This is a genomic window from Stenotrophomonas sp. Y-13, from assembly GCF_046267925.1.
Lineage (GTDB): Bacteria > Pseudomonadota > Gammaproteobacteria > Xanthomonadales > Xanthomonadaceae > Stenotrophomonas > Stenotrophomonas acidaminiphila_A.
The window spans coordinates 1,043,248-1,066,049 of the sequence record NZ_CP176501.1; the positions used below are offsets into that span (position 1 = coordinate 1,043,248).

General features: G+C 70.6%; 18 protein-coding genes and 1 tRNA gene. 15 read left to right on the plus strand and 4 right to left on the minus strand.

Annotated features, from left to right (window positions below; all coding sequences use genetic code 11):
* Positions 1–47: 47 nt before the first annotated feature.
* From ruvB to ACJ7VY_RS04690, 13 genes are all read left to right on the plus strand, one after another.
* A complete protein-coding gene (gene ruvB, locus ACJ7VY_RS04630) occupies positions 48–1,088 on the plus strand; it encodes a Holliday junction branch migration DNA helicase RuvB (protein WP_161615278.1) in 1,041 nt (346 codons plus the stop codon).
* A complete protein-coding gene (gene ybgC, locus ACJ7VY_RS04635; protein ID WP_104938285.1) occupies positions 1,081–1,509 on the plus strand; it encodes a tol-pal system-associated acyl-CoA thioesterase in 429 nt (142 codons plus the stop codon). The genes ruvB and ybgC overlap by 8 nt, the downstream gene beginning before the upstream one ends.
* Positions 1,510–1,519: 10 nt before the next feature.
* Positions 1,520–2,296 carry a protein TolQ gene (tolQ, locus tag ACJ7VY_RS04640; RefSeq protein WP_104938286.1) on the plus strand — a complete coding sequence of 259 codons (777 nt, stop codon included), beginning with the start codon at positions 1,520–1,522 and terminating at the stop codon, positions 2,294–2,296.
* A 37-nt stretch (positions 2,297–2,333) separates the two neighbouring features.
* Positions 2,334–2,762, plus strand: a complete 429-nt coding sequence (gene tolR, locus ACJ7VY_RS04645) for a protein TolR (RefSeq protein ID WP_240211650.1) — start codon at positions 2,334–2,336, stop codon at positions 2,760–2,762.
* Positions 2,752–3,828 carry a cell envelope integrity protein TolA gene (gene tolA / locus ACJ7VY_RS04650; RefSeq protein ID WP_104938288.1) on the plus strand — a complete coding sequence of 359 codons (1,077 nt, stop codon included), beginning with the start codon at positions 2,752–2,754 and terminating at the stop codon, positions 3,826–3,828. The genes tolR and tolA overlap by 11 nt, the downstream gene beginning before the upstream one ends.
* Positions 3,829–3,982: 154 nt before the next feature.
* A complete protein-coding gene (tolB, locus tag ACJ7VY_RS04655) occupies positions 3,983–5,302 on the plus strand; it encodes a Tol-Pal system beta propeller repeat protein TolB (protein WP_104938289.1) in 1,320 nt (439 codons plus the stop codon).
* 64 nt (positions 5,303–5,366) lie between these two features.
* Positions 5,367–5,885 (plus strand): peptidoglycan-associated lipoprotein Pal, encoded by a 519-nt coding sequence (gene pal, locus ACJ7VY_RS04660; protein ID WP_054663937.1) that lies wholly within the window; start codon positions 5,367–5,369, stop codon positions 5,883–5,885.
* 3 nt (positions 5,886–5,888) lie between these two features.
* A complete protein-coding gene (gene ybgF / locus ACJ7VY_RS04665; protein ID WP_293762525.1) occupies positions 5,889–6,677 on the plus strand; it encodes a tol-pal system protein YbgF in 789 nt (262 codons plus the stop codon).
* Positions 6,678–6,772: 95 nt separating this feature from the next.
* Entirely contained in the window at positions 6,773–7,474 is a 702-nt protein-coding gene (gene queE / locus ACJ7VY_RS04670) for a 7-carboxy-7-deazaguanine synthase QueE (RefSeq protein ID WP_312344422.1), read from the plus strand.
* 79 nt (positions 7,475–7,553) lie between these two features.
* Positions 7,554–8,219: a 7-cyano-7-deazaguanine synthase QueC gene (gene queC, locus ACJ7VY_RS04675; RefSeq protein WP_104938292.1), complete on the plus strand. Its 666-nt coding sequence runs from the start codon at positions 7,554–7,556 to the stop codon at positions 8,217–8,219.
* Positions 8,220–8,348: 129 nt separating this feature from the next.
* Positions 8,349–8,424: transfer RNA gene (locus tag ACJ7VY_RS04680), tRNA-Lys, on the plus strand.
* A 141-nt stretch (positions 8,425–8,565) separates the two neighbouring features.
* On the plus strand, positions 8,566–9,117 hold the full coding sequence (locus tag ACJ7VY_RS04685; RefSeq protein ID WP_409476451.1) for an ECF-type sigma factor: 552 nt from the start codon (positions 8,566–8,568) through the stop codon (positions 9,115–9,117).
* Positions 9,117–11,885, plus strand: a complete 2,769-nt coding sequence (locus ACJ7VY_RS04690; RefSeq protein WP_409476452.1) for a protein kinase domain-containing protein — start codon at positions 9,117–9,119, stop codon at positions 11,883–11,885. The genes ACJ7VY_RS04685 and ACJ7VY_RS04690 overlap by 1 nt, the downstream gene beginning before the upstream one ends.
* On the opposite strand, the gene recQ is transcribed toward ACJ7VY_RS04690, so the two are convergent.
* Positions 11,882–13,717 (minus strand): DNA helicase RecQ, encoded by a 1,836-nt coding sequence (recQ, locus tag ACJ7VY_RS04695; protein ID WP_161615271.1) that lies wholly within the window; start codon positions 13,715–13,717, stop codon positions 11,882–11,884. The genes ACJ7VY_RS04690 and recQ overlap by 4 nt on opposite strands.
* Positions 13,718–14,582: 865 nt before the next feature.
* Positions 14,583–15,131, minus strand: a complete 549-nt coding sequence (locus tag ACJ7VY_RS04700; protein WP_104938296.1) for a Dps family protein — start codon at positions 15,129–15,131, stop codon at positions 14,583–14,585.
* Positions 15,132–15,219: 88 nt separating this feature from the next.
* Here ACJ7VY_RS04700 and hrpA point away from each other — a divergent pair, with 88 nt between their 5' ends.
* Entirely contained in the window at positions 15,220–19,380 is a 4,161-nt protein-coding gene (gene hrpA, locus ACJ7VY_RS04705; RefSeq protein ID WP_409476453.1) for an ATP-dependent RNA helicase HrpA, read from the plus strand.
* 69 nt (positions 19,381–19,449) lie between these two features.
* Here the strand turns inward: hrpA and ACJ7VY_RS04710 are convergent, their stop codons facing one another.
* Positions 19,450–19,980 carry a DUF4124 domain-containing protein gene (locus tag ACJ7VY_RS04710; protein WP_409476454.1) on the minus strand — a complete coding sequence of 177 codons (531 nt, stop codon included), beginning with the start codon at positions 19,978–19,980 and terminating at the stop codon, positions 19,450–19,452.
* A gap of 77 nt (positions 19,981–20,057) precedes the next feature.
* Positions 20,058–20,570 (minus strand): hypothetical protein, encoded by a 513-nt coding sequence (locus tag ACJ7VY_RS04715; protein ID WP_161615269.1) that lies wholly within the window; start codon positions 20,568–20,570, stop codon positions 20,058–20,060.
* A 63-nt stretch (positions 20,571–20,633) separates the two neighbouring features.
* Here ACJ7VY_RS04715 and ACJ7VY_RS04720 point away from each other — a divergent pair, with 63 nt between their 5' ends.
* On the plus strand, positions 20,634–22,796 hold the full coding sequence (locus ACJ7VY_RS04720; RefSeq protein WP_161615268.1) for a RelA/SpoT family protein: 2,163 nt from the start codon (positions 20,634–20,636) through the stop codon (positions 22,794–22,796).
* The last annotated feature ends 6 nt before the right edge of the window (positions 22,797–22,802 follow it).

Genomic DNA, 22,802 nt, shown 5'->3' on the forward strand with positions numbered 1-22,802 from the left:
CGCTTGTCCGCCTTTTCCCGGCCTCCGGCCTCCGGCCCCTGGTCCCCATGACCGACAACCGCATCATCGCCGCCGGCGCCACCCGCGAGGACGACGCCGCCGACGCCAGCATCCGCCCGCGCCGCCTGGCCGACTACCTCGGCCAGGCGCCGGTGCGCGAACAGCTGGACATCTACATCCAGGCGGCCAAGTCGCGCCGCGAGGCGCTGGACCACGTGCTGATCTTCGGCCCCCCGGGGCTGGGCAAGACCACCCTGAGCCACGTGATCGCCAACGAGCTGGGGGTGGGGCTGCGGGTGACGTCCGGCCCGGTGATCGAGAAGGGCGGCGACCTGGCCGCGCTGCTGACCAACCTGCAGCCGTACGACGTGCTGTTCGTGGACGAGATCCACCGCCTGTCGCCGGTGGTCGAGGAAGTGCTGTACCCGGCGATGGAGGACTTCCAGATCGACATCATGATCGGCGAGGGCCCGGCCGCGCGCTCGATCAAGCTCGACCTGCCGCCGTTCACCCTGATCGGCGCCACCACCCGTGCCGGCCTGCTGACCGCGCCGCTGCGCGACCGCTTCGGCATCGTGCAGCGGCTGGAGTTCTACTCGGCCGATGAGCTGACCCGCATCGTGCGCCGCTCGGCGACGATCCTCGGCATCGACTGCAGCGCGGAGGGCGCCGGCGAGATCGCGCGCCGCTCGCGCGGCACCCCGCGTATCGCCAACCGGCTGCTGCGGCGCGTGCGCGACTATGCCCAGGTCAAGGCCGGCGGCCATATCGACCAGGCCGTGGCGCAGGCGGCGATGCAGATGCTCAAGGTCGACCCGGAAGGTTTCGACGAGCTGGACCGGCGCCTGCTGCGCACCCTCGTGGAGTACTTCGACGGTGGCCCGGTCGGCATCGAATCGCTGGCCGCGGCGCTGTCCGAGGAACGCGGCACGCTCGAGGACGTGGTCGAGCCCTACCTGATCCAGCAGGGCTTCCTGGTGCGTACCGCGCGCGGCCGCATGGCCACCCACAAGGCCTACCGGCACATGGGCCTGAAACCGCGCACGGCGCCGGCCGACCTGTTCGTGGAACAGCCGGACGATGAGTGAGTCCCGGTTCAGTTGGCCGACACGCATCTACTGGGAAGATACCGACGCCGGCGGCGTGGTCTACCACGCGCGCTACGTGGCCTTCATGGAACGTGCGCGCACCGAGTGGATGCGGGCGATGGGCTATGGCCAGGAAGCCATGCGCAGCGGCGACGGGCAGGTGTTCGTGGTCCGCGCGATGGCCCTGGATTTCCTCAGGCCGGCGCGGCTGGACGACGCACTGGAAACCACGGTGGAACTGCTGCAGTGCCGCCGCGCCAGCCTGGTGATGCGCCAGGCGGTGCTGCGCGACGGCCAGCCGCTGGTGACCGCGCAGGTGCGGCTGGCCGCGGTCGGCGCCCGCGATTTCCGCCCGCAGGCCATGGACGACACGCTGTACGCCACGCTCAAACAATTCGAAACCCAACACGCGCAAGACTGAGGAACATCGGATGATCGCTTTGCTTCTGGCCCTGCAGGCCACCGTGACCGAGGCGCTGCCGGCGGATGTCAGCGCCGCCGCGGCGCAGACCGTGGCCGGCGCCAGCCATGGCGGCATCAACTACCTGGACCTGATGCTCAAGGCCAGCATCCCGGTCAAGCTGATCGTGCTGCTGCTGCTGGCCGGCTCGTTCATCAGCTGGGTGATCATTTTCCGCAAGGCGCGCGTGTTCAAGGCCGCCGACCGCGCCGCCGACGACTTCGAGAACCGGTTCTGGTCCGGCGCCGACCTGGCCAAGCTGTATGCCGCGGCCGCCGACCGCAACCGCTCGGTGGACGGGCTGGAGGCGATCTTCGAGTCCGGCTTCCGCGAGTACAGCCGCCTGAACGGCCGCCGCGGGCTGGACAGCCGTACCCAGCTGGAAGGCACCCAGCGCGCCATGCGCACCACCTTCGCCCGCGAGGTCGACGGCCTGGAGCGCAATCTCGAGCTGCTGGCCAATATCGGCTCCAACGCCCCCTACGTGGGCCTGGTCGGTACCGTGTTCGGCATCATGGTGACCATGCACGACATGATCAGCAGCGGCGAGCAGGCCGGCATCGCCTCGGTCGCGCCGGGCATTTCCGAGGCGCTGTTCGCCACCGCCATCGGCCTGTTCGTGGCGATCCCGGCGACCTGGGCCTACAACCGCTTCACCACCCGCGTGGAACGGCTGTCGGTGCGCTACGAGACCTTCGCCGAGGAGTTCAGCTCGATCCTGCAGCGCCAGTCCGGCGCCGACGAATGATGCGCGCCACGCGCACCCGCCCGCACAGGAACCGCCCATGATTTCCGGCATTTCCCGGCGCAAGCGCCGCAAGCTCAAATCCGAGATCAACGTCGTGCCGTACATCGACGTGATGCTGGTGCTGCTGATCATCTTCATGGTGACCGCGCCGCTGTTGACGCTCAGTTTCGAGGTCGACCTGCCCACCTCCAACGCCAAGGCGCTGGAAGGCAAGCAGGACCCGGTCATCGTCTCGGTGCTGGGCGATGGCCAGCTCAGCCTGAAGCTGCCCGATGCCAAGAGCCCCGAGCGCATCGACGCGGCCACGCTGCAGGCGCAGCTCGGCGCGATGGCCGCGCAGGACAAGGGCCTGCGCGTGATCGTCGCGGCCGACCGCGCGGTGGCCTATGAGAAGGTCGTCGCGGCGATGGACGTGATCAAGGCGGCGAAGATCGAGAAGGTGGGCCTGGCGACCGATGCACGCTGACGCTCTGCCGCCGCCGCGCGACCCCGGCAACGAATGGGGCATGCCCGTCGTACTGGCGTTGCTGGTGCACGTGCTGGTCGCGCTGGTGTTCATCATCGCCTGGGTGTGGTCGCCGTCGCGCAGCACCGAGGCCGCCGCCGGCGACCCGGTGGTGGAGGCCAGCCTGCAGCTGTCGGCGGCCGAAGCCGCGGCCGCGCGCAGCGCCCTGCGCGCGTCGGAGAAACTGCCGCCGCCGCCCGAGCCGGCGCCGGACGCGCAGCCCCAGCCGGTCCCGGAAGACACCGTCCCGCCGCCGCAGCCGATCCCCGAGCCGCGGCCGCAGGACGCGCCCACCCCGCAGCAGCACAATGCCCAGGAGCGCATCGCGCAGCCGGACACCGTCGACCAGGAGCGGGTCAGTGCGCTGGCCATCTCCCAGGAGAAGGCCCGCCAGGAGCAGGAAGCCAAGCGCCGCCAGGAGCAGATCGACCTGACCGAGCGCAAGCGCGTGGAGGAGGCCGAGCAGAAGCTGCGGCTGGCCAAACAGCAGGAAGAAGCCGACCGCCAGAAGAAACTGGCCGAGGAACAGCGCAAGGCCAACGAGGCCAAGGCCGAGCAGGAGCGCCAGCAGAAGATCGCCGAGATCCGCCGCAAGCGCGAGCAGGCCGAGCGCGAGCTCAAGCTGGCCGAGCAGCGCCAGCGCCAGGTGGCCGATGCCCGCGCCCGCGCGCAGGCGGCCGCGTCCAGCGCCTCGCCGGCCAGCGGCACGCCGCAGGCGTCGCCGGGGCAGGGTGGCACCAGCACCGACCTGACCGCCAAGTACGCCGCGGCGATCCAGCAGGCGGTGCTCAACCAGTGGGTGCGCCCGGACACGATCCCGCGCGGCCAGCGCTGCCGGCTGACCATCCGCCAGCTGCCCGGCGGCGAGGTGGTCGACGTGCAGTTCGCCGCCGGTTGCCCCTATGACGACGCCGGCCGGCGTTCGGTGGAGGCCGCGGTGCTGCGCGCCCAGCCGCTGCCGTACCGCGGTTTCGAGTCGGTGTTCCAGCGCACGCTGAACTTCACGTTCGAGGCGCAGGACCGCTGAATCGCGGGGGCTTCACGCGGCCCCCGGCACCCTTGGCGGCGCGCTTGCCCATCGACGGGGATGGATTTCACGGGATTTTCGTTCACGATTGCGAAAATGTTCATCCGCCTGCTGCTATCCCTTTCCCCCCTGTTCATCCATCGTTGAGCACCCCATGAAGAAACCGCTTCGCTGGCTGGCCGCCCTGACCGTACTGTTGTTGCCCCTGGTGGCGATGGCACAGCAACGGGGGCTGGAGATCGACATCATCGGCGGCAACGCGTCGGCCCTGCCGATCACCGTGGTGCCGATGCCGTACCAGGGCAGCGCCGCGGCGCCGGCCACCGATGTCGCCGCGGTGGTGCGCTCGGACCTGGACCGTTCCGGCCAGTTCCGCACCCTGCCCGAGGCGCAGATCGTGCAGCGCCCGACCCGCGGCAGCGAGGTGCAATACCCGACCTGGCGCGCGCTCAAGCAGGACTACCTGGTCGTCGGCCGCGTGCTCGACGCCGGCGCGGGCGCCTACCGCGTCGAGTACGAGCTGTTCGACGTGGCCAAGGGCGAGCGCATGCTCGGCCTGGCGATGACCGCCCGCTCCAACGCGATGCGCGACGTCGCCCACCAGATGGCCGACGCCATCTACGAGAAGATCACCGGCGTGCGCGGCGCCTTCTGGACCCGCATCGCCTACGTCACCGCCAGCGGCCGCGGCGACGCCATGCGCTATGCGCTGATGGTGGCTGATGCCGACGGCTACAACCCGCAGACCATCGTGCGCTCGGCCGAGCCGCTGCTGTCGCCGTCGTGGAGCCCAGACGGCAACCGCCTGGCCTATGTCAGCTTCGAGCGCGGCAACTCGGCCATCTACGTCCAGAACATCTCCACCGGCGCGCGCGACCTGGTCGCCAGCTTCCGCGGCATCAACAGCGCACCGGCGTTCTCGCCGGACGGCCGCCGCCTGGCGCTGACCCTGTCGCGCAGCGGCAACCCGGAGATCTACGTGATGGACCTGGGCAGCAAGCAGCTGACCCAGCTGACCAACCACTTCGCCATCGACACCGAACCGACCTGGAGCGCCGACGGCAACACCATCTATTTCACCTCCGACCGCGGTGGCCGCCCGCAGATCTACCAGGTGCCGGCGTCCGGCGGCAGCGCCAGCCGCGTGACCTTCCAGGGCAATTACAACGCCAAGGTGTCCGTGTCCTATGACGGCAAGAAGCTGGCCATGGCACAGGGCAGCGGCAACAGCTACCGGATCGCGCTGATGGACAGCAGCCTGGGTTCGCCGCGCTGGAGCACGCTGTCGCCGGGCTCGCTGGACGAATCGCCCAGCTTCGCGCCGAACGCGAGCATGGTGTTGTATGCCGCCCGCGAGGGTGGTCGTGGAGTGCTGTATGCCGTTTCGGCCGACGCGCGGGTCCGCCAGCGCCTGGTCCTGGCGGACGGTGATGTGCGCGAGCCCGCATGGGGTCCGTACCGCACCGCGCGTTGATAAAATGTTAATATCCCATCCGCATTAAACCCCATCATTGGCTCAGGAGCCTTTAGGTATCGCCATGAACAAGTCCACTCGCGTTCTGCTTGTTTCGCTTCTGTCGGTTGCCGCGCTGGCCGGCTGCTCGAAGAAGGTGAAGGAACAGCCGGCCCAGCCGCCGGTCGACACCACCCCGACCACCCCGTCGACCGGTCCGTCGACCTCCGGCCTGTATGGCCCGGGCGACCTGGACACCGACGCCTGCCTGCGCCAGCGCGTGGTCTACTTCGACTTCGACAAGGAAGAAGTGAAGTCCGAGTTCCAGGCCATCATGGCCTGCCATGCCAAGTACCTGCGTGACCGTCCGTCCTCGCGCATCACCCTGCAGGGCCACACCGACGAGCGCGGCAGCCGCGCCTACAACCAGGCCCTGGGCGAGCGTCGTGGCAATGCCGTGAACTCGGCGCTGCAGGCCAACGGTGGTTCGGCTTCGCAGCTGACCGTCGTGTCCTACGGCGAAGAGCGTCCGGTCTGCACCGAGTCGGCCGAGTCCTGCTGGTCGCAGAACCGTCGCGTCGAAATCGTCTACACCGCGCAGTAATCGATGCGTACCGGCATCAAGGCGATGATGCTCGTGGTTGCGGCAGCCCTCGTGGCTGCCGCACCCGCTCATGCGCAGCGGCAGAGCCTGGCCGACCGCGTCGGCGCACTCGAGCAGCAGGTCCAGAACAACCAGGCCAACACCGACATGCTCAACCAGCTGCAGCAGTTGCGCAGCGGGATGCAGGCGCTGCAGGCAACGGTCGAGCAGCTCCAGCACGAGAATGAACAGCTCAAGCAGCGCAGCCGGGACCAGTACCTGGACCTGGACGGGCGCCTGAACCGGTTGGAAGGCGGTGCCGCGCCGGCGCCGGTTGCGCCGACGCCTTCAGCGGGCAACCCGACGGCGGCGGAAAAGCCGCCCACCGTGCGGGGTGATGCCGGCGCGGTGGCCGCGGCCGGTGACGAGCGCAGCGCCTACAACGTGGCTTTCGACGCGCTCAAGGCTGGCCGATACGACGAATCGGCGCGTCTTTTCCAGGGGTTCCTGGAGCAGTATCCCAGTGGCGTCTACGCCCCCAATGCGCTGTACTGGCTGGGCGAGAGTTACTACGCCACCCGCAATTTCCAGCTGGCCGAGGCGCAGTTCCGCGACCTGGTCGCGCGCTATCCGACCCATGACAAGGCCGCCGGCGGCCTGTTGAAGCTGGGCCTGTCGCAGTTCGGCCAGGGTGATGCGGCCAAGGCCGAGCAGACGCTGGCGCAGGTCGTGACCCGGTTCCCGGGCAGCGATGCGGCGCGCACCGCGCAGGACCGCCTGCAGTCGATCCGGCTCGGCCAGCAGATCCGCTGAGTCCGGGCGGCAGTGTTTCCAGGGAGCCGGGCCATGCCCGGCTGCCGTCGTTTACGGCATGGCCGACGCCATCCGCCCCTCCAGAAGTTCCCGCCATGACCGCCGTTTCCCTTTCCAGCGCCGCCGCCACGCCCAGCGAGATCGTGCAGTCGCCGCTGCCGCGGCTGAAGATCACCGAGATCTTCCTGTCCCTGCAGGGCGAGGCCGACACCGCCGGCTGGCCGACCGTGTTCGTGCGCCTGACCGGCTGCCCGCTGCGCTGCGGCTACTGCGATACCGAATACGCCTTCCACGGCGGGCAGTGGCGCGATATCGACGACATCGTCGCCGAGGTGCGCGGCCACGGCGTGCGCCATGTCTGCGTGACCGGCGGCGAGCCGTTGGCGCAGAAGCGCTGCCTGGTGCTGCTGCGCGCGCTGTGCGACGCCGGCCTGGAGGTTTCGCTGGAGACCTCGGGCGCGCTGGACATCGGCGGCGTCGATCCGCGGGTGTCGCGCGTGATCGATCTGAAGACGCCCGGGTCGGGCGAGATGCCGCGCAACCGGCTGGAGAACCTGCCGCTGCTGACCGCGCGCGACCAGCTCAAGTTCGTGCTGTGCGACCGCGCCGACTACGACTGGGCCCGGGACATGGTTGCCGCGCAGCGCCTACACGAGCGCTGCATGGTGCTGTTCTCGCCCTGCAAGGACCGGCTCGGCGCGCGCGAGCTGGCCGACTGGATCGTCGCCGACCGCCTGCCGGTGCGCTTCCAGATGCAGCTGCACAAGATCCTCTGGAACGACGAGCCGGGCAGGTAGCCGCGCGCTTCGTTCCCACTTGCGTACCGGCGCGGGACAGCGTGCTGGCGTTCCTTCCCCCCAACCGGACTATCACTCCATGAAGAAGGCAGTCGTGCTTCTTTCCGGCGGCATGGATTCGGCCGCCGTCGTCGCCATGGCCCAGGAACAGGGCTTCACCGTGCATGCGCTCAGCGTGCGGTACGGCCAGCGCCATACCTCCGAGCTGGATGCCGCCGCGCGCGTGGCGCAGGCGCTGGGCGTGGCCGCGCACAAGGTGGTGGATGTCGACCTGCGCAGCATCGGCGGCTCGGCCCTGACCGACGACATCGACGTGCCCGACGCCGGTGGCGAGGGCATCCCGGTCACCTACGTGCCCGCGCGCAACACCATCATGCTTTCGCTTGCGCTGGGCTGGGCCGAGGTGCTGGGCGCCAACGACATCTTCTGCGGCGTCAACGCGGTCGATTACTCCGGCTACCCGGATTGCCGCCCCGCGTTCGTCGCCGCCTTCCAGGCGCTGGCCAACCTGGCGACCAAGGCCGGGGTGGAAGGCGCGGGCATCCGCGTCCACGCGCCGCTGCAGTACCTGAGCAAGGCGCAGATCGCCAGCGAAGGCGCACGCCTGGGCGTGGATTTCGGGTTGACGGTGTCCTGCTACCGCGCCGACGCGCAGGGACGCGCCTGTGGTCATTGCGACGCCTGCCGGCTGCGCGCGGACGGTTTCGCCGCCGCCGGCCTGCCCGATCCGACCCACTACGCCTGAGCGTCCCCGCGGCGCGACGCGGCCGGCGTCATGCCGGCCGCCGGCGCTGCGCAACGTCCGCTCGCGCATTCTGTTTTCAGGCATCTTGCGCTAGAATGCCCACCCCGGCGCCATGCCGGGTCTTTGTTTGGGCCGTTAGCTCAGTCGGTAGAGCAGAAGACTTTTAATCTTTTGGTCGAAGGTTCGAATCCTTCACGGCCCACCATGATCAGACAACGGTCCCGCCGTGCGGGACTGCGTTCTTGCAGTGGGCGGTACGCGGTTTCTGTGAACTGTGCCAGGTCGCAGTGGCGGGCGCCGGTCCTACCATGGGCTTGGTCGGTTTCACGGTAGCAGTGGGGGACGCTTGAGTACCCAGATCACGCAACTCCTGCATCGCTGGCAAGGAGGCGACGCGCAGGCGCGCGAGCAGTTGTTCGAAGCCCTGTATTCGGACCTGATGGTGGTCGCCCGCAACCGGCTGTTCAACGATACCGGCGGCACCCTGCAACCGGCAGCGCTGGTCAACGAGTCGCTGCTGCGGCTGCTGGGTTCGGAAGTGGATTTCAAGGACCGCGCCCATTTCATCGCCGTGGCGGCGCTGAAGATGCGCTCGGTACTGGTGGACCACCTGCGCGCGCGGGCCGCCGACAAGCGTGGCGGGAATCTTGTCCAGCTGACCCTGTCCCACGCCAGCGACGTCCCCAACGACGACGGCGATGCCTACGACGTGATGGCGCTGCACCAGGCCCTGAGCCAGCTGGCCGAACTCGAGCCGCGCGCGGCGAGCATGGTCGAGTTGACCTATTTCGGCGGCATGAGCCGCGATGAGATCGCCATGGTGATGGGGGTTTCGGCACCCACCGTGGACCGCGACCTGCGTTTCGCCAGGGCCTGGCTCAACCGACAGCTGGCCTGATGTCCACCGCGGAGGAGGCGGCGCGCTGGCGCCAGACCCGCGAGCTGTTCGATGCCGTCTGCGACCTGCCACGCACGCAGTGGCGGCAGCAGGTACAGCAGCACTGCGGTGATCCCGCCCTGGCCGAGGACGTGCTGCAGCTGCTGCATGCGCAGACCCAGGGCCTGAGCCGGATCAGCAGCCGGCTGGATGCCGCGCTGGCGCGCGCACTGACCCCGGAGCTGGCGGTGGGCCAGCGGCTGGGACCGTGGCGGCTGACCGCGCGCATCGCCGGCGGCGGCATGGGTACCGTGTTCAAGGCCGAACGCGACGACGGCGTGTATCGGCGCACGGTTGCGATCAAGCTGCTGCACGGCATGCCGGGCGCGGGCGAGGTGGAGCGGCTGCAGGCCGAGCGCCAGGTGCTGGCCGGGTTGAACCTGCCCGACGTGGCCCGGCTCTACGATGGTGGCACCACGCCCGATGGCTATCCCTACCTGGTGATGGAATACATCGAGGGCCTGCCGCTGGACCGCCACTGCGCCACCCATGCGCTCGGGCTCGCGGCGCGGCTGCGGCTGTTCCTGGATGTCTGCGCGGTCGTGCGCTCGGCGCATGAGCGCCTGGTACTGCACTGCGACCTCAAGCCGGGCAACGTGCTGGTGCGGCCCGACGGCAGGCCGGTACTGCTCGATTTCGGCCTGGCCCGGGTACTCAACGACGCGCGCGAGCGTGGCGAGGCCGGTTACTGCACCCCGGGCTATGCCAGCCCGGAGCTGGTGAACGGCGAGCCGGTGGGCGTGGCCAGCGATGTCTACAGCCTCGGCGTGCTGCTGGTGGAACTGCTGTCCACGCGCCGCTGCGCGCAGGCGCTGCAGCTCGGCGAGGCGCCGGTGATCCTGCCCTCGGCCAATGCGCCACCGGGCCTGCGCTGGCGCCGTGCGCTGCGCGGCGACCTCGACGCCATCGCCGCGCGGGCGTGCGCCCGCGATGTCGCCGCGCGCTACCGCTCGGTGGAAACGCTGATGGCCGACGTGACGCGCTATCTGGAGCGGCGGCCGGTGGCCGCGCGGCAGTCCGGGCGCCTGTACCGGCTGGTGCGCGGCGTGCAGCGCAATGGACGGGGGCTGGCGGCCGCCGCGGGCGCGCTGTCGTTGGCGCTGATCTTCGTGGCCGGGCTGGTGCAGGCGCGCCGGCACGCCGAAGAGGAGGCCGCCATCGCCCACCAGGTGGGCGACTTCATGGTGGGCGTGTTCGAGACCGCCGATCCGTACCTGCGCACCGAGCGCGGACAGCAGGAACTGTCCGCGCGGCAACTGCTGGACAAGGCGGCGCTGCGCGTCTCCCAGGACCTGGCCGACGCGCCGGCGCAACTGGCCCGGATGCGCGCGGTGCTGGGGACGGCGTACCGCAACTCCGGGGTGCCGCGGCAGGCCGACGTGCTGCTGCAGCAGGCCTACGACGGCTTCATCGACCCGCGGGTGAACCGCCCGGCGGATGCGGCGGCGGTACTGGTGGAGTTGTCGCTGCAGAAGACCCAGGGCGGCAACGGTGCGTTGGGCCAGGCGCTGGCCGAGCGCGGCCTGGCGCTGTTGCCGTCGAGCGCGGCCATGGCCACCCGGGCCCGGCTGCATGGTGCGCGCGGCATGGCGCTGGTGAACCAGCAGCAGTTCGACCGTGCCGAGGCCGCCTTCGACACCGCAATGGAGCTGTACGCGAAGCTGCCGCACTCCGGCGTCGCCAGCGAGAAGCTGGCGCTGTCCTACAACAAGGGCCTGATGTACCTGCGCTGGGGGCGGCTGGCCTCGGCCGAGCGCGAGCTGCGCCAGGTGCTTGGCGGCAGCCCGCCGCGCCGCACCAGCATGGCGCTGGCCGCGGAAATGCGGCTGGCGCAGATCCTGCGCGAGCAGGGGCGTTTCGCCCAGGCGTTGCCGCTGCTGCAGGCGGGCCTGCGCCACGCGCAGGAGCTGTACGGGCCGGAAAGCAGCTTCGTGCTGATGCAGCACGACGGGCTTGCCGATCTGTACCGCGACTGGGGCGATTACGCCGCCGCGGAGCGGCAGTACCAGCTGCGGCAGCATCTGAGCGGGCTCATCGACGGCACCGGCTCGGTGGAATACTCGATGGGGCTGTTCAACTACGGGGACCTGCAGGAACTGCGCGGCGACCTGGCCCAGGCCGAACAGTTGTACCGGCAGGCCCTGGCGATCCGCCGCGAGCGGCTGGGCGCGCAATCGCCCACCAGCCTGCGCGCCGAGTCGGGGTTGGGCGCGCTGCTGATGCGCCAGGCGCGCATGCAGGAAGCGGGCACGCTGCTGCTGCATGCCGACGCCGGCCTGGACGCGGCGCTGCCGGCGGACGCGCCGGGGCGGATCGAGGCCCGGCTCAACCGCATCGACTGGCACATCCGCCAGGATGACACCGCCCAGGCGCAGGTGTTGCTGCGGCAACTGGGGGCGCGGATACCGGCGACCCAGCAGCTGCGCCTGCTGCGCATCCGCGCGGACCTGGCCGAGCGCAGCGGCGAGGGCGCGGCGGCGCTGGCACTGCGCCGCACCGCGCTGGAGCATGCGCGTTCGCTGCATGGCGACGGCAAGCTGGAGACCGCGACCTGCCGCATCGACCTGGCCGAAACCCTGCTGCGCCTCGGTCACCGGCAGCCGGCACTGGAAGCGCTGCTGCAGGCGCTGCCGACCATCGAGCGGCTGCAGGTCGATGACGCCCCCGCGCGGCGCCGGCTCGACGGGCTGCTGCTGCTGGCCCGCGGCGGGCGGGGGCGCGCGGGCTAACCCTGCTCGCGCACGATCTCCACCAGCCGCTGCCCGTAGCGCGCCAGCTTGCTGCCGCCGATGCCACCGACCCGGCCCAGTGCATCGAGGCTGGTCGGGCGCTGTTCGGCGATGTTGCGCAGGGTGCTGTCGTGGAAGATGACGAAGGCCGGCACGTTCTGTTCGCGCGCCAGTTCGGCGCGCAGGCCGCGCAGTGCGTTGAACAGCGCCAGGTCCTCCGGCTGCACCGCCACGCCGGTGCGCGGGGTGCTGCTGCGGTCGCGTTCGCCGCGGGCGGCAGGCGGTTCGCGGCGCATCATCACCTGGCGGCGGCCCTTGAGCACGTCGCGGCTGGCGTCGGTCAGACGCAGCCCGCCATGCGCCTCCGGGTCCACCTCCAGCAGGCTGGCGGCGACCAGTTGCCGGAACACCCCCCGCCAGGTGCGCGCGTCCAGGTCGCTGCCGATGCCGAAGGTGCTGAGCTGGTCGTGGCCCAGCTGGCGGATGCGTTCGCTGTCGCTGCCGCGCAGGATGTCGATCAGGTGGCCGACGCCGAAGCGCTGGCCGCTGCGATACACGCAGCTCAGCGCCTTCTGCGCGGGGATGGTGGCGTCCCAGGCGGCCGGCGGCGACAGGCAGTTGTCGCAGTTGCCGCAGGGCTGGCCCGGCACGCCCTTGGGCGTGCCGACAGGCACGTAGGTCTCGCCGAAGCCGGCCAGCAGCACCTGGCGGCGGCACTGCATGGATTCGCAGTAGCCGAGCAGGTGGTCGAGCTTGGCGCGCTCGAGCTGCTTGCGTTCCTCGCTGGCCTCGCCCTGTTCGATCATCTGCTTGAGCAGCACCACGTCGCCCAGCCCGTAGCACAGCCAGGCCTCGGCCGGCTCGCCGTCACGGCCGGCGCGGCCGGTCTCCTGGTAGTAGCCTTCCATCGACTTGGGCAGGTCGGTATGCGCCACGAAGCGCACGTCCGGCTTGTCGATGCCCATGCCGAAGGCGATGGTGGCGCACATCACGATCCCGTCCTCGCGCAGGAAGCGGCGCTGGTTGGCCGCGCGTACCTCGGCCGGCAGGCCGGCGTGGTAGGGCAGCGCGTCCAGGCCCTCGCCGCGCAGCATGTCGGCGGTTTCCTCGACCTTGCGCCGCGACATGCAGTAGACGATGCCGGCCTCGCCGCGGTGGCCGCGCAGGAACGCCAGCAGCTGGCGCCGGGCGTTGTCCTTCTGCACTACCGTGTAGCGGATGTTGGGGCGGTCGAAGGAGCTGATGAAGTGCTCGGCCTGGGCCAGGTCCAGGCGCTCGGCGATCTCGCGCTGGGTCGGCGGGTCGGCGGTGGCGGTCAGGGCGATGCGCGGCACCTGCGGCCAACGCTCGTGCAGCACCGTGAGTTGCCGGTACTCGGGACGGAAATCGTGGCCCCACTGCGACACGCAGTGCGCCTCGTCGATCGCGAACAGGGCGATGCGACTGCGTTCGAGCAGCGACAGGAAGCGCCCGGTCAGCAGCCGCTCCGGCGCCACGTAGAGCAGGTCCAGGGTGCCGGCCAGCAGTTCGCGCTCGACCCGGCCGGCGGTCTCCGCGTCAAGCGTGGAGTTGAGGAACTCGGCGCGCACACCGAGCTGGCGCAGCGCCTCCACCTGGTCCTGCATCAGCGCGATCAGCGGCGACACCACGATGCCGCAGCCCTCGCGCAACAGCGCCGGCACCTGGTAGCACAGCGACTTGCCGCCACCGGTGGGCATCAGCACCAGGGCGTCGTTGCCGGCGGTGACGTGTTCGACGATGGCCTGCTGGTTGCCGCGGAAGGCGTCGTAGCCGAAGACGCGCTTCAGCAGTTCATGGGCGGGGGAAGACATGCCGCCTAGGATAACTGCCCGGTCAAGCCCGCCCGTCCGCCGCCGTCCCGTCCACGCGTCGGGAAAGCCGAGGGCATGGTTCTGTTCCGCACAGGACCGCAGGCCGCGGACCGGCCCGCAGTGCGCGCGGCCGCTGGATCCCGCCCCTCCCGCGTGCCCACCGATCCTGCGCAGGCCGCTGGGCATGGGCGTGGCGGGCAGGTGAGGCAGGCTCCCGGGTTCCGCCGCGCGCAACCCTGCAAGACCGCAGGGCAAACGCCGAAGGTCTACTGCAACGATGCACACGATCCCTCTGGAGAACAGCCCCCTTGAGTAAAGGGGGCGCGCCGAAGGCGGGGGGATCCGGCAGGCAGGTGAAGCAGGGTCCAGGGTTGCGCCGCGCGCAACCCTGAAAGACCAGGGCAAACGCTGAAGGTTTACTGCAACCACACACGATCCCTCTGGAGAGCAGCCCCCTTGAGTAAAGGGGGCGCGCCGAAGGCGGGGAGATCCGGCAGGCAGGTGAAGCAGGGTCCAGAGTTGCGCCGCGCGCAACCCCGGAAAACCGCAGGGCGAACGCCCGAAGGTCAGCAGCCACGCATCCATCCTTCTGGAGAAGAGCCCCCTTTAGTAAAGGGGGCGCGCCGAAGGCGGGGGGATCTGGCAGGCAGGTGAAGCAGGGTCCAGGGTTGCGCGCGGCGCAACCCTGGAAAACCGCAGGGCAAACGCCCGAAGGTCAGCAGCCACGCATCCATCCTTCTGGAGAAGAGCCCCCTTTAGTAAAGGGGGCGCGCCGAAGGCGGGGGGATCTGGCAGGCAGGTGAAGCAGGGTCCAGGGTTGCGCGCGGCGCAACCCTGGAAAACCGCAGGGCAAACGCCCGAAGGTTTACTGCAGCAGCGAGCGCAGCATCCAGGCGTACTTCTCGTGGGTCTGCAGGCGCTGGGTCAGCAGGTCTTCGCTGGGCGCGTCGCCGGCCTTCTCCGCCTGTTCCAGCACCTTGCGCGCGGTGCGGCACACCGCCTCGTTGCCCTGCACCAGCTGGCGCACCATTTCGCGCCAGTCGGCGCTGTCGGTCAGCCCCGGTTCCTCGGCGATGGAGGTCAGGGCGACGAATTCGCGGTACGAGCCGGGGGCGTTGAAGCCCAGTGCGCGGATGCGTTCGGCGATCTCGTCCAGTGCCGTCCACTGCTCGGTGTACTGCGCCTCGAACATGGTGTGCAGCGAATTGAACATCGACCCGGTGACGTTCCAGTGGAAGTTGTGGGTCTTCAGGTACAGCGTGTAGGCATCGGCGAGGAAGTGCGACAGCCCATCGGCGACCTTCTTGCGATCGGCATCCTTGATCCCGATATCGATGCCCGGCGCCGAGGGCGCGGAGGCGGCCAGCTGCTTCTTGCCGGCGTCGGGTTTGCTGCTGTTCTTGGCCTTGGCCATGACGCGTTGCTCCTTGTCGGGTTGAATGGCTTCACAATAGCGCCATCGGGACCATACCGGTATTTCACGTTTTCTCGTTGAACGATTGATGAGCGCTATCGAAAAGGACACTGCCGCGCGCCTGCGCCAAGCCCGTACAGCCATCGACGGGGCGATGAGCCGCGACCGCGGGCGCCTGCTCGGGCTGTGGTCACGCTGGCAGGGGCGGCCGGCCGATGCCGCCGCCGAGGCGGCGTTCCGCGGGCTGCTGGAGCAGTCCCGGGAGCAGCGTCGGCAGCGCGCGGCGCGGCCGCTTGCGATCAGCATGGACGACGCGCTGCCGATCGCGCGTGAAGCCGAGCGCATCACCGCGTTGATCCGCGACCACCAGGTGGTGGTGATCGCCGGCGAGACCGGTTCGGGCAAGACCACCCAGCTGCCCAAGCTGTGCCTGGCCGCCGGGCGCGGCGAGGCCGGGATGATCGGCTGCACCCAGCCGCGGCGCATCGCCGCGCGCGCGGTGGCCACGCGCGTGGCCGAGGAGCTGGGCAGCGAACTGGGCACGGTGGTCGGCTACCAGGTGCGCTTCACCGACAAGGTCGGCGAGGACAGCCGCATCAAGTTCATGACCGACGGCATCCTGCTGGCCGAGATCGCCTCGGACCGCTGGCTGTCGCGCTACGACACGCTGATCATCGACGAGGCGCACGAGCGCAGCCTCAACATCGACTTCCTGCTCGGTTACCTCAAGCAGCTGCTGCGCCGGCGCCCGGACCTGAAGCTGGTGGTGACCTCGGCCACCATCGACACCGAGCGCTTCTCGCGTCATTTCGACGATGCGCCGGTGGTCAGCGTCGAGGGCCGCACCTACCCGGTGGAGGTGCGCTACCGGCCGCTGGACCAGGCGCGGCCGGCGCCGGTCGCCGAGGGCAGGGGCGGGCGCGGCCGCGGCGATGATGCCGACGCGGACCCGGTGTCGGTCAACGAGGCGATCGTCGCGGCGGTGGACGAGATCACCCGCCTGGATCCGCGCGGCGATGTGCTGGTGTTCCTGCCCGGCGAGCGCGAGATCCGCGACGCGCACCAGGCGCTGGAACGGCGCAAGTACCGCGAGACCGAGGTGCTGCCGCTGTATGCGCGGCTCTCGGCCAAGGACCAGGACCGGGTGTTCAACCCGGGGCCGAAGCGGCGCCTGGTGCTCACCACCAACGTCGCCGAGACCTCGCTGACGGTGCCGCGCATCCGCTACGTGGTCGATCCCGGCTACGCCCGGGTCAAGCGCTACAGTCCGCGGCAGAAGCTGGACCGGCTGCACATCGAACCGGTGTCGCAGGCCAGCGCCAACCAGCGCAAGGGCCGCTGCGGGCGCATCGCCGAGGGCGTGTGCTACCGCCTGTACGCCGAGGCCGATTTCCAGGCGCGCCCGGAATTCACCGATCCGGAGATCCGCCGTTCCTCGCTGGCCGGGGTGATCCTGCGCATGCTGCAGCTGGGCCTGGGGCGGATCGAGGATTTCCCGTTCCTCGAGCCGCCGGACGAACGCGCGGTCGCCGACGGCTGGCAGCAGCTGGCCGAGCTGGGCGCGATCGACGGCGAGCGCAGGCTCACCGCCATCGGCCGGCAGATGGCGCGGTTGCCGGTGGACGTGAAGCTGGCGCGCATGCTGGTGGCCGCGCAGCAGGCCGGCTGCCTGCACGAGATGCTGGTGATCGCCTCGTTCCTGGGCATCCAGGACCCGCGCGAACGGCCGCCGGAAGCGCGCGAGGCCGCCGACAACGCGCATGCGGCCTTCGCCGACCCGCGTTCGGAATTCCTCGGCATCCTGCGCCTGTGGGAAGGCTACCGGGCCGCGCACGAAGACCTGACCCAATCCAAACTGCGCGACTGGTGCGGCCGGCATTTCCTTGGCTTCCTGCGCATGCGCGAATGGCGCGAACTGCACCGTCAGCTGCGCCTGCTGTGCGAAGAACTCGGGTGGGAAAGCGGCAGCGACGGCGTCTTCGGCAAGGCGCTGCTTGCCGCGCCGGCCGCGCTGCCGGCAGGCGGCGATGGCGACGCCAGGCGCAAGGCCACGCGCGGCGAACTGCACAAGGCGGCGCGGCTGGCACGCGAAGGCGCGAAGCCGGCGAAATCGGTGGCTGCGCCGGATGTCCCCGGGGCCGGCGCCGCCGCCCGGCCAGGCAAGGCAAAAACCGACTCCGAGCCCGGTTCCGCCCTGGTGCCGGAGAAGGTGCGGGCCGCGGCCTACCAGGCGCTGCACCGGGCGATCCTCGCCGGGCTGCCGACGCAGATCGGCCACCGCACCGAGAAGGGCGACTTCCAGGCGCCGCGCCAGCGCCGCTTCCACCTGTTCCCCGGCTCGGCGCTGGCCAAGCGGCCGCCGCCGTGGGTGCTGAGCGCGACCCTGCTCGATACCCAGCGCGTGTGGGGCCTGACCAACGCCGCCATCGAGCCGGACTGGGCCATCGCCGAACTGCCGCACCTGCTGGCGCGCAAGCATTTCGATCCGCACTGGTCGCGTGCCCAGGGCCAGGTGCTGGCGGCCGAGCAGATCAGCCTGTTCGGGCTGGTGCTGGCGCCGCGCAAGCCGGTGCATTACGGCCGCATCAACCCCGGCGAAGCGCACGACATCTTCGTGCGCCAGGCGCTGGTCACCGGCGAGATCAACACCCGTGCCGGCTTCGTCGCCGACAACCTCAAGGTGCTGGAGCAGGCGCGCGAGGAAGAGGCCAAGCTGCGCCGCGCCGGCATCGTCGCCGACGAGGACTGGCAGGCGCGCTGGTACCTGGACCGGGTCCCGGCCGAGATCCATTCGGCCAATGGGCTGGATGCCTGGTGGAAGGCACTGCCGCCCGCGCAGCAGCGCACGCTGCGCTGGTCGCTGGCCGACCTGCTGCCGGGCGAAGGCAGCGAGCAGGAGCGCTATCCGAAATATTTCGCGCTGGGCGACGCACGGCTGGCGATGCATTACCGCTTCGAGCCCAGCGCGGCGGACGACGGCGTCACCCTGGACGTGCCGCTGCACCTGCTCAACGCGCTGGACCCGGCGCGGCTGTCGTGGCTGGCGCCGGGGTTCGTCGCCGACAAGGCCGCGGCGCTGATCCGCAGCCTGCCCAAGGCGATGCGCCGCAACTACGTGCCGGCGCCGGACTTCGGCCGCGCCTTCTTCGAAGCCTGGCCGCAGCCCTCGGCCGACGACATCCGCGGCGAACTGGCGCGGTTCCTGTCCAAAGCCACCGGCGCGGTGGTGGCGGCCACCGATTTCGACGAGGCCGCGCTGGAGCCGCACCTGCGCATGAACCTGCGCCTGGCCGATGGCGAGGGCCGGCTGCTGGCGATGTCGCGCGATCTCGATGCGCTGCGCGCACGCTTCGGCGAGCGCGCCGGGCAGGCGTTCGCGGCGCGCGCCGGCAAGGCGCTGGCGGCCGAGGGGCTGCGCGAATTCCCGGCCGGCGTCATTCCCGAGCAGGTGCCCGGCGAAGCCGGCGTGCCGGCGTACCCGGCGCTGGTCGATACCGGCGAGACGGCGGCGCTGCGCATCTTCGCCGACCGCAACGCCGCGCGGCTGGCGCATCCGGGTGGGGTGCGGCGGCTGCTGGAGATCGCCCTGGCCGACAAGGTCAAGCAGGCCCGCAAGCAGCTGCCGGTATCGCCCAAGACCGGGCTGCTGTATGCGGCCATCGAATCGCAGGAAAGGCTGCGCGGCGACCTGGTCGATGCGGCCATGAACGCGGTGCTGGCCGATGGCCTGGGCGAAATCCGCTCGGCGGAGGCGTTCGAGCTGCGCCGTGCCGATGCCGGCAAGCGCCTGTTCGGCGAAGCGATGGAGCGGTTGCGCCTGGCCGAGACGATCCTCGGCCTGGTGGGCGAGCTCAAACCGCTGCTGGAGGCGCCGTTGATGGGCTGGGCGCGCGGCAACCTCGACGACATGGAACGGCAGCTGGCGTCGCTGGTGCATGCCGGCTTCCTGCGGCAGACCCCCGCCGACGCGCTGGCGCAGTTCCCGCGTTACCTGAAGGCGATGATCCTGCGCAGCGAACGCGCCAAGCGCGACCCACCCCGCGACCAGGCGCGCATGCTCGAGCTCAAGCCCTTCGTCGACGCATTGGAGGAGGCGCGGGCGCAGGGGCTGGCGGCGCGGCCGGAGTGGTCGGCGCTGCGCTGGGACATCGAGGAACTGCGGGTATCGCTGTTCGCCCAGGAACTGGGCTTCCGTTCCGGCATCTCGCCGAAGAAGCTGGCGCAGCGGGTCGCCGCGCTGCGCGGCTGACCCGCGCCGCCGGCGGGGCTCGCCCGGCAGGCGGCGTCACCGCAACGGCGGTGCGGGCAAGGCCCGCCGCTAGGGCGTGGGGCGGTACTGCTCCACGCAGCGCCGGCGTGCGGCGTTGACCTGGTCGTGGGCGTAGGCATGCTCGCGGCTGATCGCGCGGCGCAGGTTGTCCATGCGCGCCTGCAGGGCCTGGCTGCGCTTGGCGTCGGCGGCGTTGTCCAGCTGCTCGCCGAGCATCGCCATCTGCTGCTGGTAGGTCGCCACGCGGTCGTTGGAGGGGCCGTAGATCGACGCGGTCGCCGTGGCGATGCACCCGCGTTCGGCGCTGCGGTCCTGTTCCGCCGGCGCTGGCGGCGGGCTGCCGCTCTCGCGCAGCGGCGATTGCTCCGGCTCGCCTGCCTCCGCCGGGGGCGGCGGTAGCGCCACCGGCGCCGGCAGGCGCTCGCTGCGCAGCTTCATCGGCTGCGCGTTGGCGTCGCAGGGATGCTCGGAATAAGCGGTTTCCCCGGATTTCCCCTTGCACTTGTAGACCTGGGCCGACGCACTGGCCGGCAGCAGGAACAGCAGCAGGAGCAACAGCGTGGCGGGCAGGAAGGGCATGGCGGACCAGGGCAGGGCGGGCGCCGCGGTGCGCGGCGCGGGAACGCCCGCCAGGCGGGCGCGGGAACGGGCACAGGTTACTTGGTGCGGCGCACCTTGGCGCGGGTATTGAGCCCGTCGATCTGCAGGTACCACACCCCCATCAGCCCCGGGGTGATCTGCACCGCCGGCGCCTGCTTGCGGACGCCGGCGGCCCGCGCATCGTCGGTCTGTTCCCAGACCTGGCCATTGTCCAGGGTGTACTGGCGGCCCTTGCCGAAGCCGCTGAACTCGCCCACCAGCGTGGCCTTGATCGGCTCGCTGGAGCCGAAGTCGAAGAAGCCGCGGTTCTTCACGATCACTTCCTGGCGGCCTTCCTCGCGCGCCTGCTCCAGCGCGGTGGCGGTGGCATTGCGCACCTTGCCCTGCAGCCAGGCGTTGAGCGCGGCCAGCTCCTCGGGCGAGAGCTTTTCCAGGCCGGCGGCCTTGAACTCGGCGGCGGACATCTGCTGCTGCAGGTCGCCTTCGACGACGCGCTGCGCGTGCACGGCGAACGCCGGTGCGAGCAGCAGGGTGGTGGTGAGCAGGAGGCAAAGGCGCGACGGCTGCATGGGCGATTGTTCCCGTGGATGGTTGGGCGCTAGTGTAGGCGCATCCGCCCGCCATCAACCGCTGTGAACCGTTCTTCCCTCTCCGGCCTGGATGCCCTGCTGCACCGCCCGTCCTGCGGCGCCCTTTCCGATCCGTTGCGGGAGGCGCTGCTGGGCGCCTGGCGGCAGCCCGGGACCGACACCCAACCGCGGTTGCCGTGGCCGGTGCTGGCCGACACGCTCGATGCGCTGGCCCTGCTGTCCGCCGACGAGGCGGTGATCGCCGCCGCGCTGCTGTTCGATCTGCCGGGCCTGCGCGCGCGCCTGGCGGAGCTGCCGCTGGGCAACGCGGCGGCCGCGGTGCGCGGGCTGCTCGATGGGCAGGATGCCGCCGACCAGGTGTGGGCGCTGCACGCCGGGCGCGAGGCCGGCCGCAACAGTGAAGGCCTGCGCCGCCTGCTGCTGTCCATCGTCCACGACCTGCGCGTGGTGCCGGTGCTGCTGGCGCGGCAACTGGCCTGTATGCGCGCGGCCGACCGCAGCCCGGAGGAGCAGCGCCGCGCGCTGGCGCAGCTGACCCGCGACATCCACGCGCCGCTGGCCAACCGCCTGGGCATCTGGCAGTTGAAATGGGAACTGGAAGACCTGGCGTTCCGCTTCCTGGAGCCGGATACGTACCGCCACATCGCGCGCGAGGTGGACGAAACCCGGCTGGCGCGCGAGCGCTACGTCGAAGCGGTCAAGCGCCGCCTGTCCGCGGCGCTGGGCGAGCACGGCATCCGCGCCGAGGTCAGCGGCCGGCCCAAGCACATCTACAGCATCTGGCGGAAGATGCAGAAGAAGAAGCTGGCCTTCGAGCAGCTCTACGACCTGCGCGCGGTGCGGGTCATGGTGGACGACGTGGCTGCCTGCTACGCCGCGCTGGGCGTGGTGCACGCGTTGTGGACGCCGATCCCCAGCGAGTTCGACGACTACATCGCCCGGCCCAAGGCCAACGACTACCGCTCGCTGCACACCGCGGTGATCGGCCCGGAAGGGCGCACCGTGGAAGTGCAGATCCGCACCCATGAAATGCATGCGCAGGCCGAACTGGGCGTGGCCGCGCACTGGAAGTACAAGGAAGGCGGCAAGGGCGCGGAGAAGGCGTTCGACCGCAAGATCACCTGGATGCGGCAGTTGCTGGAGCAGGCGCAGGATGCGGCCAATCCGGAGGACCTGGCCGGCGCGCTGGATGCCGAGCTGATCGAGGACCGGGTCTACGCGCTCAGCCCCAAGGGCGAGGTGATGGACCTGCCGGCCGGCGCCACGCCGCTGGACTTCGCCTACCACGTGCACACCATGGTCGGGCACCGTTGCCGCGGCGCCAAGGTCAACGGCCGCATCGTGCCGCTGACCTACCGCCTGCGCAGCGGCGACCGGGTCGAGATCATGACCGCGCGCGACGCCGACCCGCGCCGCGACTGGCTGCTGCCGGCCAACGGCTTCCTGGCCAGCAACCGTTCGCGCGAGAAGGTACGCACCTGGTTCCACAAGCTCGACCGCGCGCGCAACGTGCAGGCCGGGCGCGAACTGCTGGACCGCGAGCTCAAGCGGCTGGGCCTGCAGCAGGCCGACCTGATGCTCGCCGCCCGGCGTTTCCACGCCGACAGCGTCGACGACCTGTACATCCAGGTCGCGCTTGGCGACACCGGCCCCAGCCAGGTCAGCCGCGCGCTGCTGGAGGCGGAGAAGGAGAAGAACCAGCCCGCGCCGGCCACCCCGGCGCTGCCGCGGCCGACCGCGCGCCGCGACGGCATCGGCCGCTCCGACTTCACCGTGCAGGGCGTGGGCAACCTGCTGGTGCAGCTGGCGCGCTGCTGCCAGCCGGTGGCCGGCGAGCCGATCGCCGGTTACCTCACCCGGACCCGCGGGGTCACCGTGCACCGTGCCGATTGCCCGGCGCTGGCGCGGCTGTCGGCCGCGCACCCCGAGCGCGTGCTGCCGGTGGAGTGGGGCCGCGCCGGCGCGGGGTACGAGGTGGACGTGATGGTCCGTGCCATGGACCGGCGCTGGCTGCTCAAGGACATCACCAACCTGATCGCGCAGGAGGATGCCTACGTGCTCAACATCAACAGCGATCCGCTGCGCGACAGCGGCCGCATGCAGCTGCGGCTGCGGCTGAAGGTGAGCGACTACGGCCAGCTGTCCACCCTGCTGGGCAAGCTCGACGCGCTGCCGGGCGTGGACGAAGCGCGACGCATGGGCTGAGCCCGG

What these genes read in the sequence shown, in the direction of transcription:
- queC (WP_104938292.1), top strand. Translation starts at nt 7,554, where the DNA reads ATGAAGAAGGCAGTCGTGCTTCTTTCCGGCGGCATGGATTCGGCCGCC.
- ruvB (WP_161615278.1), top strand. Translation starts at nt 48, where the DNA reads ATGACCGACAACCGCATCATCGCCGCCGGCGCCACCCGCGAGGACGAC.
- tolA (WP_104938288.1), top strand. Translation starts at nt 2,752, where the DNA reads ATGCACGCTGACGCTCTGCCGCCGCCGCGCGACCCCGGCAACGAATGG.
- ACJ7VY_RS04690 (WP_409476452.1), top strand. Translation starts at nt 9,117, where the DNA reads ATGTCCACCGCGGAGGAGGCGGCGCGCTGGCGCCAGACCCGCGAGCTG.
- ACJ7VY_RS04710 (WP_409476454.1), bottom strand. Translation starts at nt 19,980, where the DNA reads ATGCCCTTCCTGCCCGCCACGCTGTTGCTCCTGCTGCTGTTCCTGCTG.
- tolR (WP_240211650.1), top strand. Translation starts at nt 2,334, where the DNA reads ATGATTTCCGGCATTTCCCGGCGCAAGCGCCGCAAGCTCAAATCCGAG.
- ACJ7VY_RS04700 (WP_104938296.1), bottom strand. Translation starts at nt 15,131, where the DNA reads ATGGCCAAGGCCAAGAACAGCAGCAAACCCGACGCCGGCAAGAAGCAG.
- hrpA (WP_409476453.1), top strand. Translation starts at nt 15,220, where the DNA reads ATGAGCGCTATCGAAAAGGACACTGCCGCGCGCCTGCGCCAAGCCCGT.
- ybgF (WP_293762525.1), top strand. Translation starts at nt 5,889, where the DNA reads ATGCGTACCGGCATCAAGGCGATGATGCTCGTGGTTGCGGCAGCCCTC.
- ybgC (WP_104938285.1), top strand. Translation starts at nt 1,081, where the DNA reads ATGAGTGAGTCCCGGTTCAGTTGGCCGACACGCATCTACTGGGAAGAT.
- queE (WP_312344422.1), top strand. Translation starts at nt 6,773, where the DNA reads ATGACCGCCGTTTCCCTTTCCAGCGCCGCCGCCACGCCCAGCGAGATC.
- recQ (WP_161615271.1), bottom strand. Translation starts at nt 13,717, where the DNA reads ATGTCTTCCCCCGCCCATGAACTGCTGAAGCGCGTCTTCGGCTACGAC.
- ACJ7VY_RS04715 (WP_161615269.1), bottom strand. Translation starts at nt 20,570, where the DNA reads ATGCAGCCGTCGCGCCTTTGCCTCCTGCTCACCACCACCCTGCTGCTC.
- pal (WP_054663937.1), top strand. Translation starts at nt 5,367, where the DNA reads ATGAACAAGTCCACTCGCGTTCTGCTTGTTTCGCTTCTGTCGGTTGCC.
- tolB (WP_104938289.1), top strand. Translation starts at nt 3,983, where the DNA reads ATGAAGAAACCGCTTCGCTGGCTGGCCGCCCTGACCGTACTGTTGTTG.
- tolQ (WP_104938286.1), top strand. Translation starts at nt 1,520, where the DNA reads ATGATCGCTTTGCTTCTGGCCCTGCAGGCCACCGTGACCGAGGCGCTG.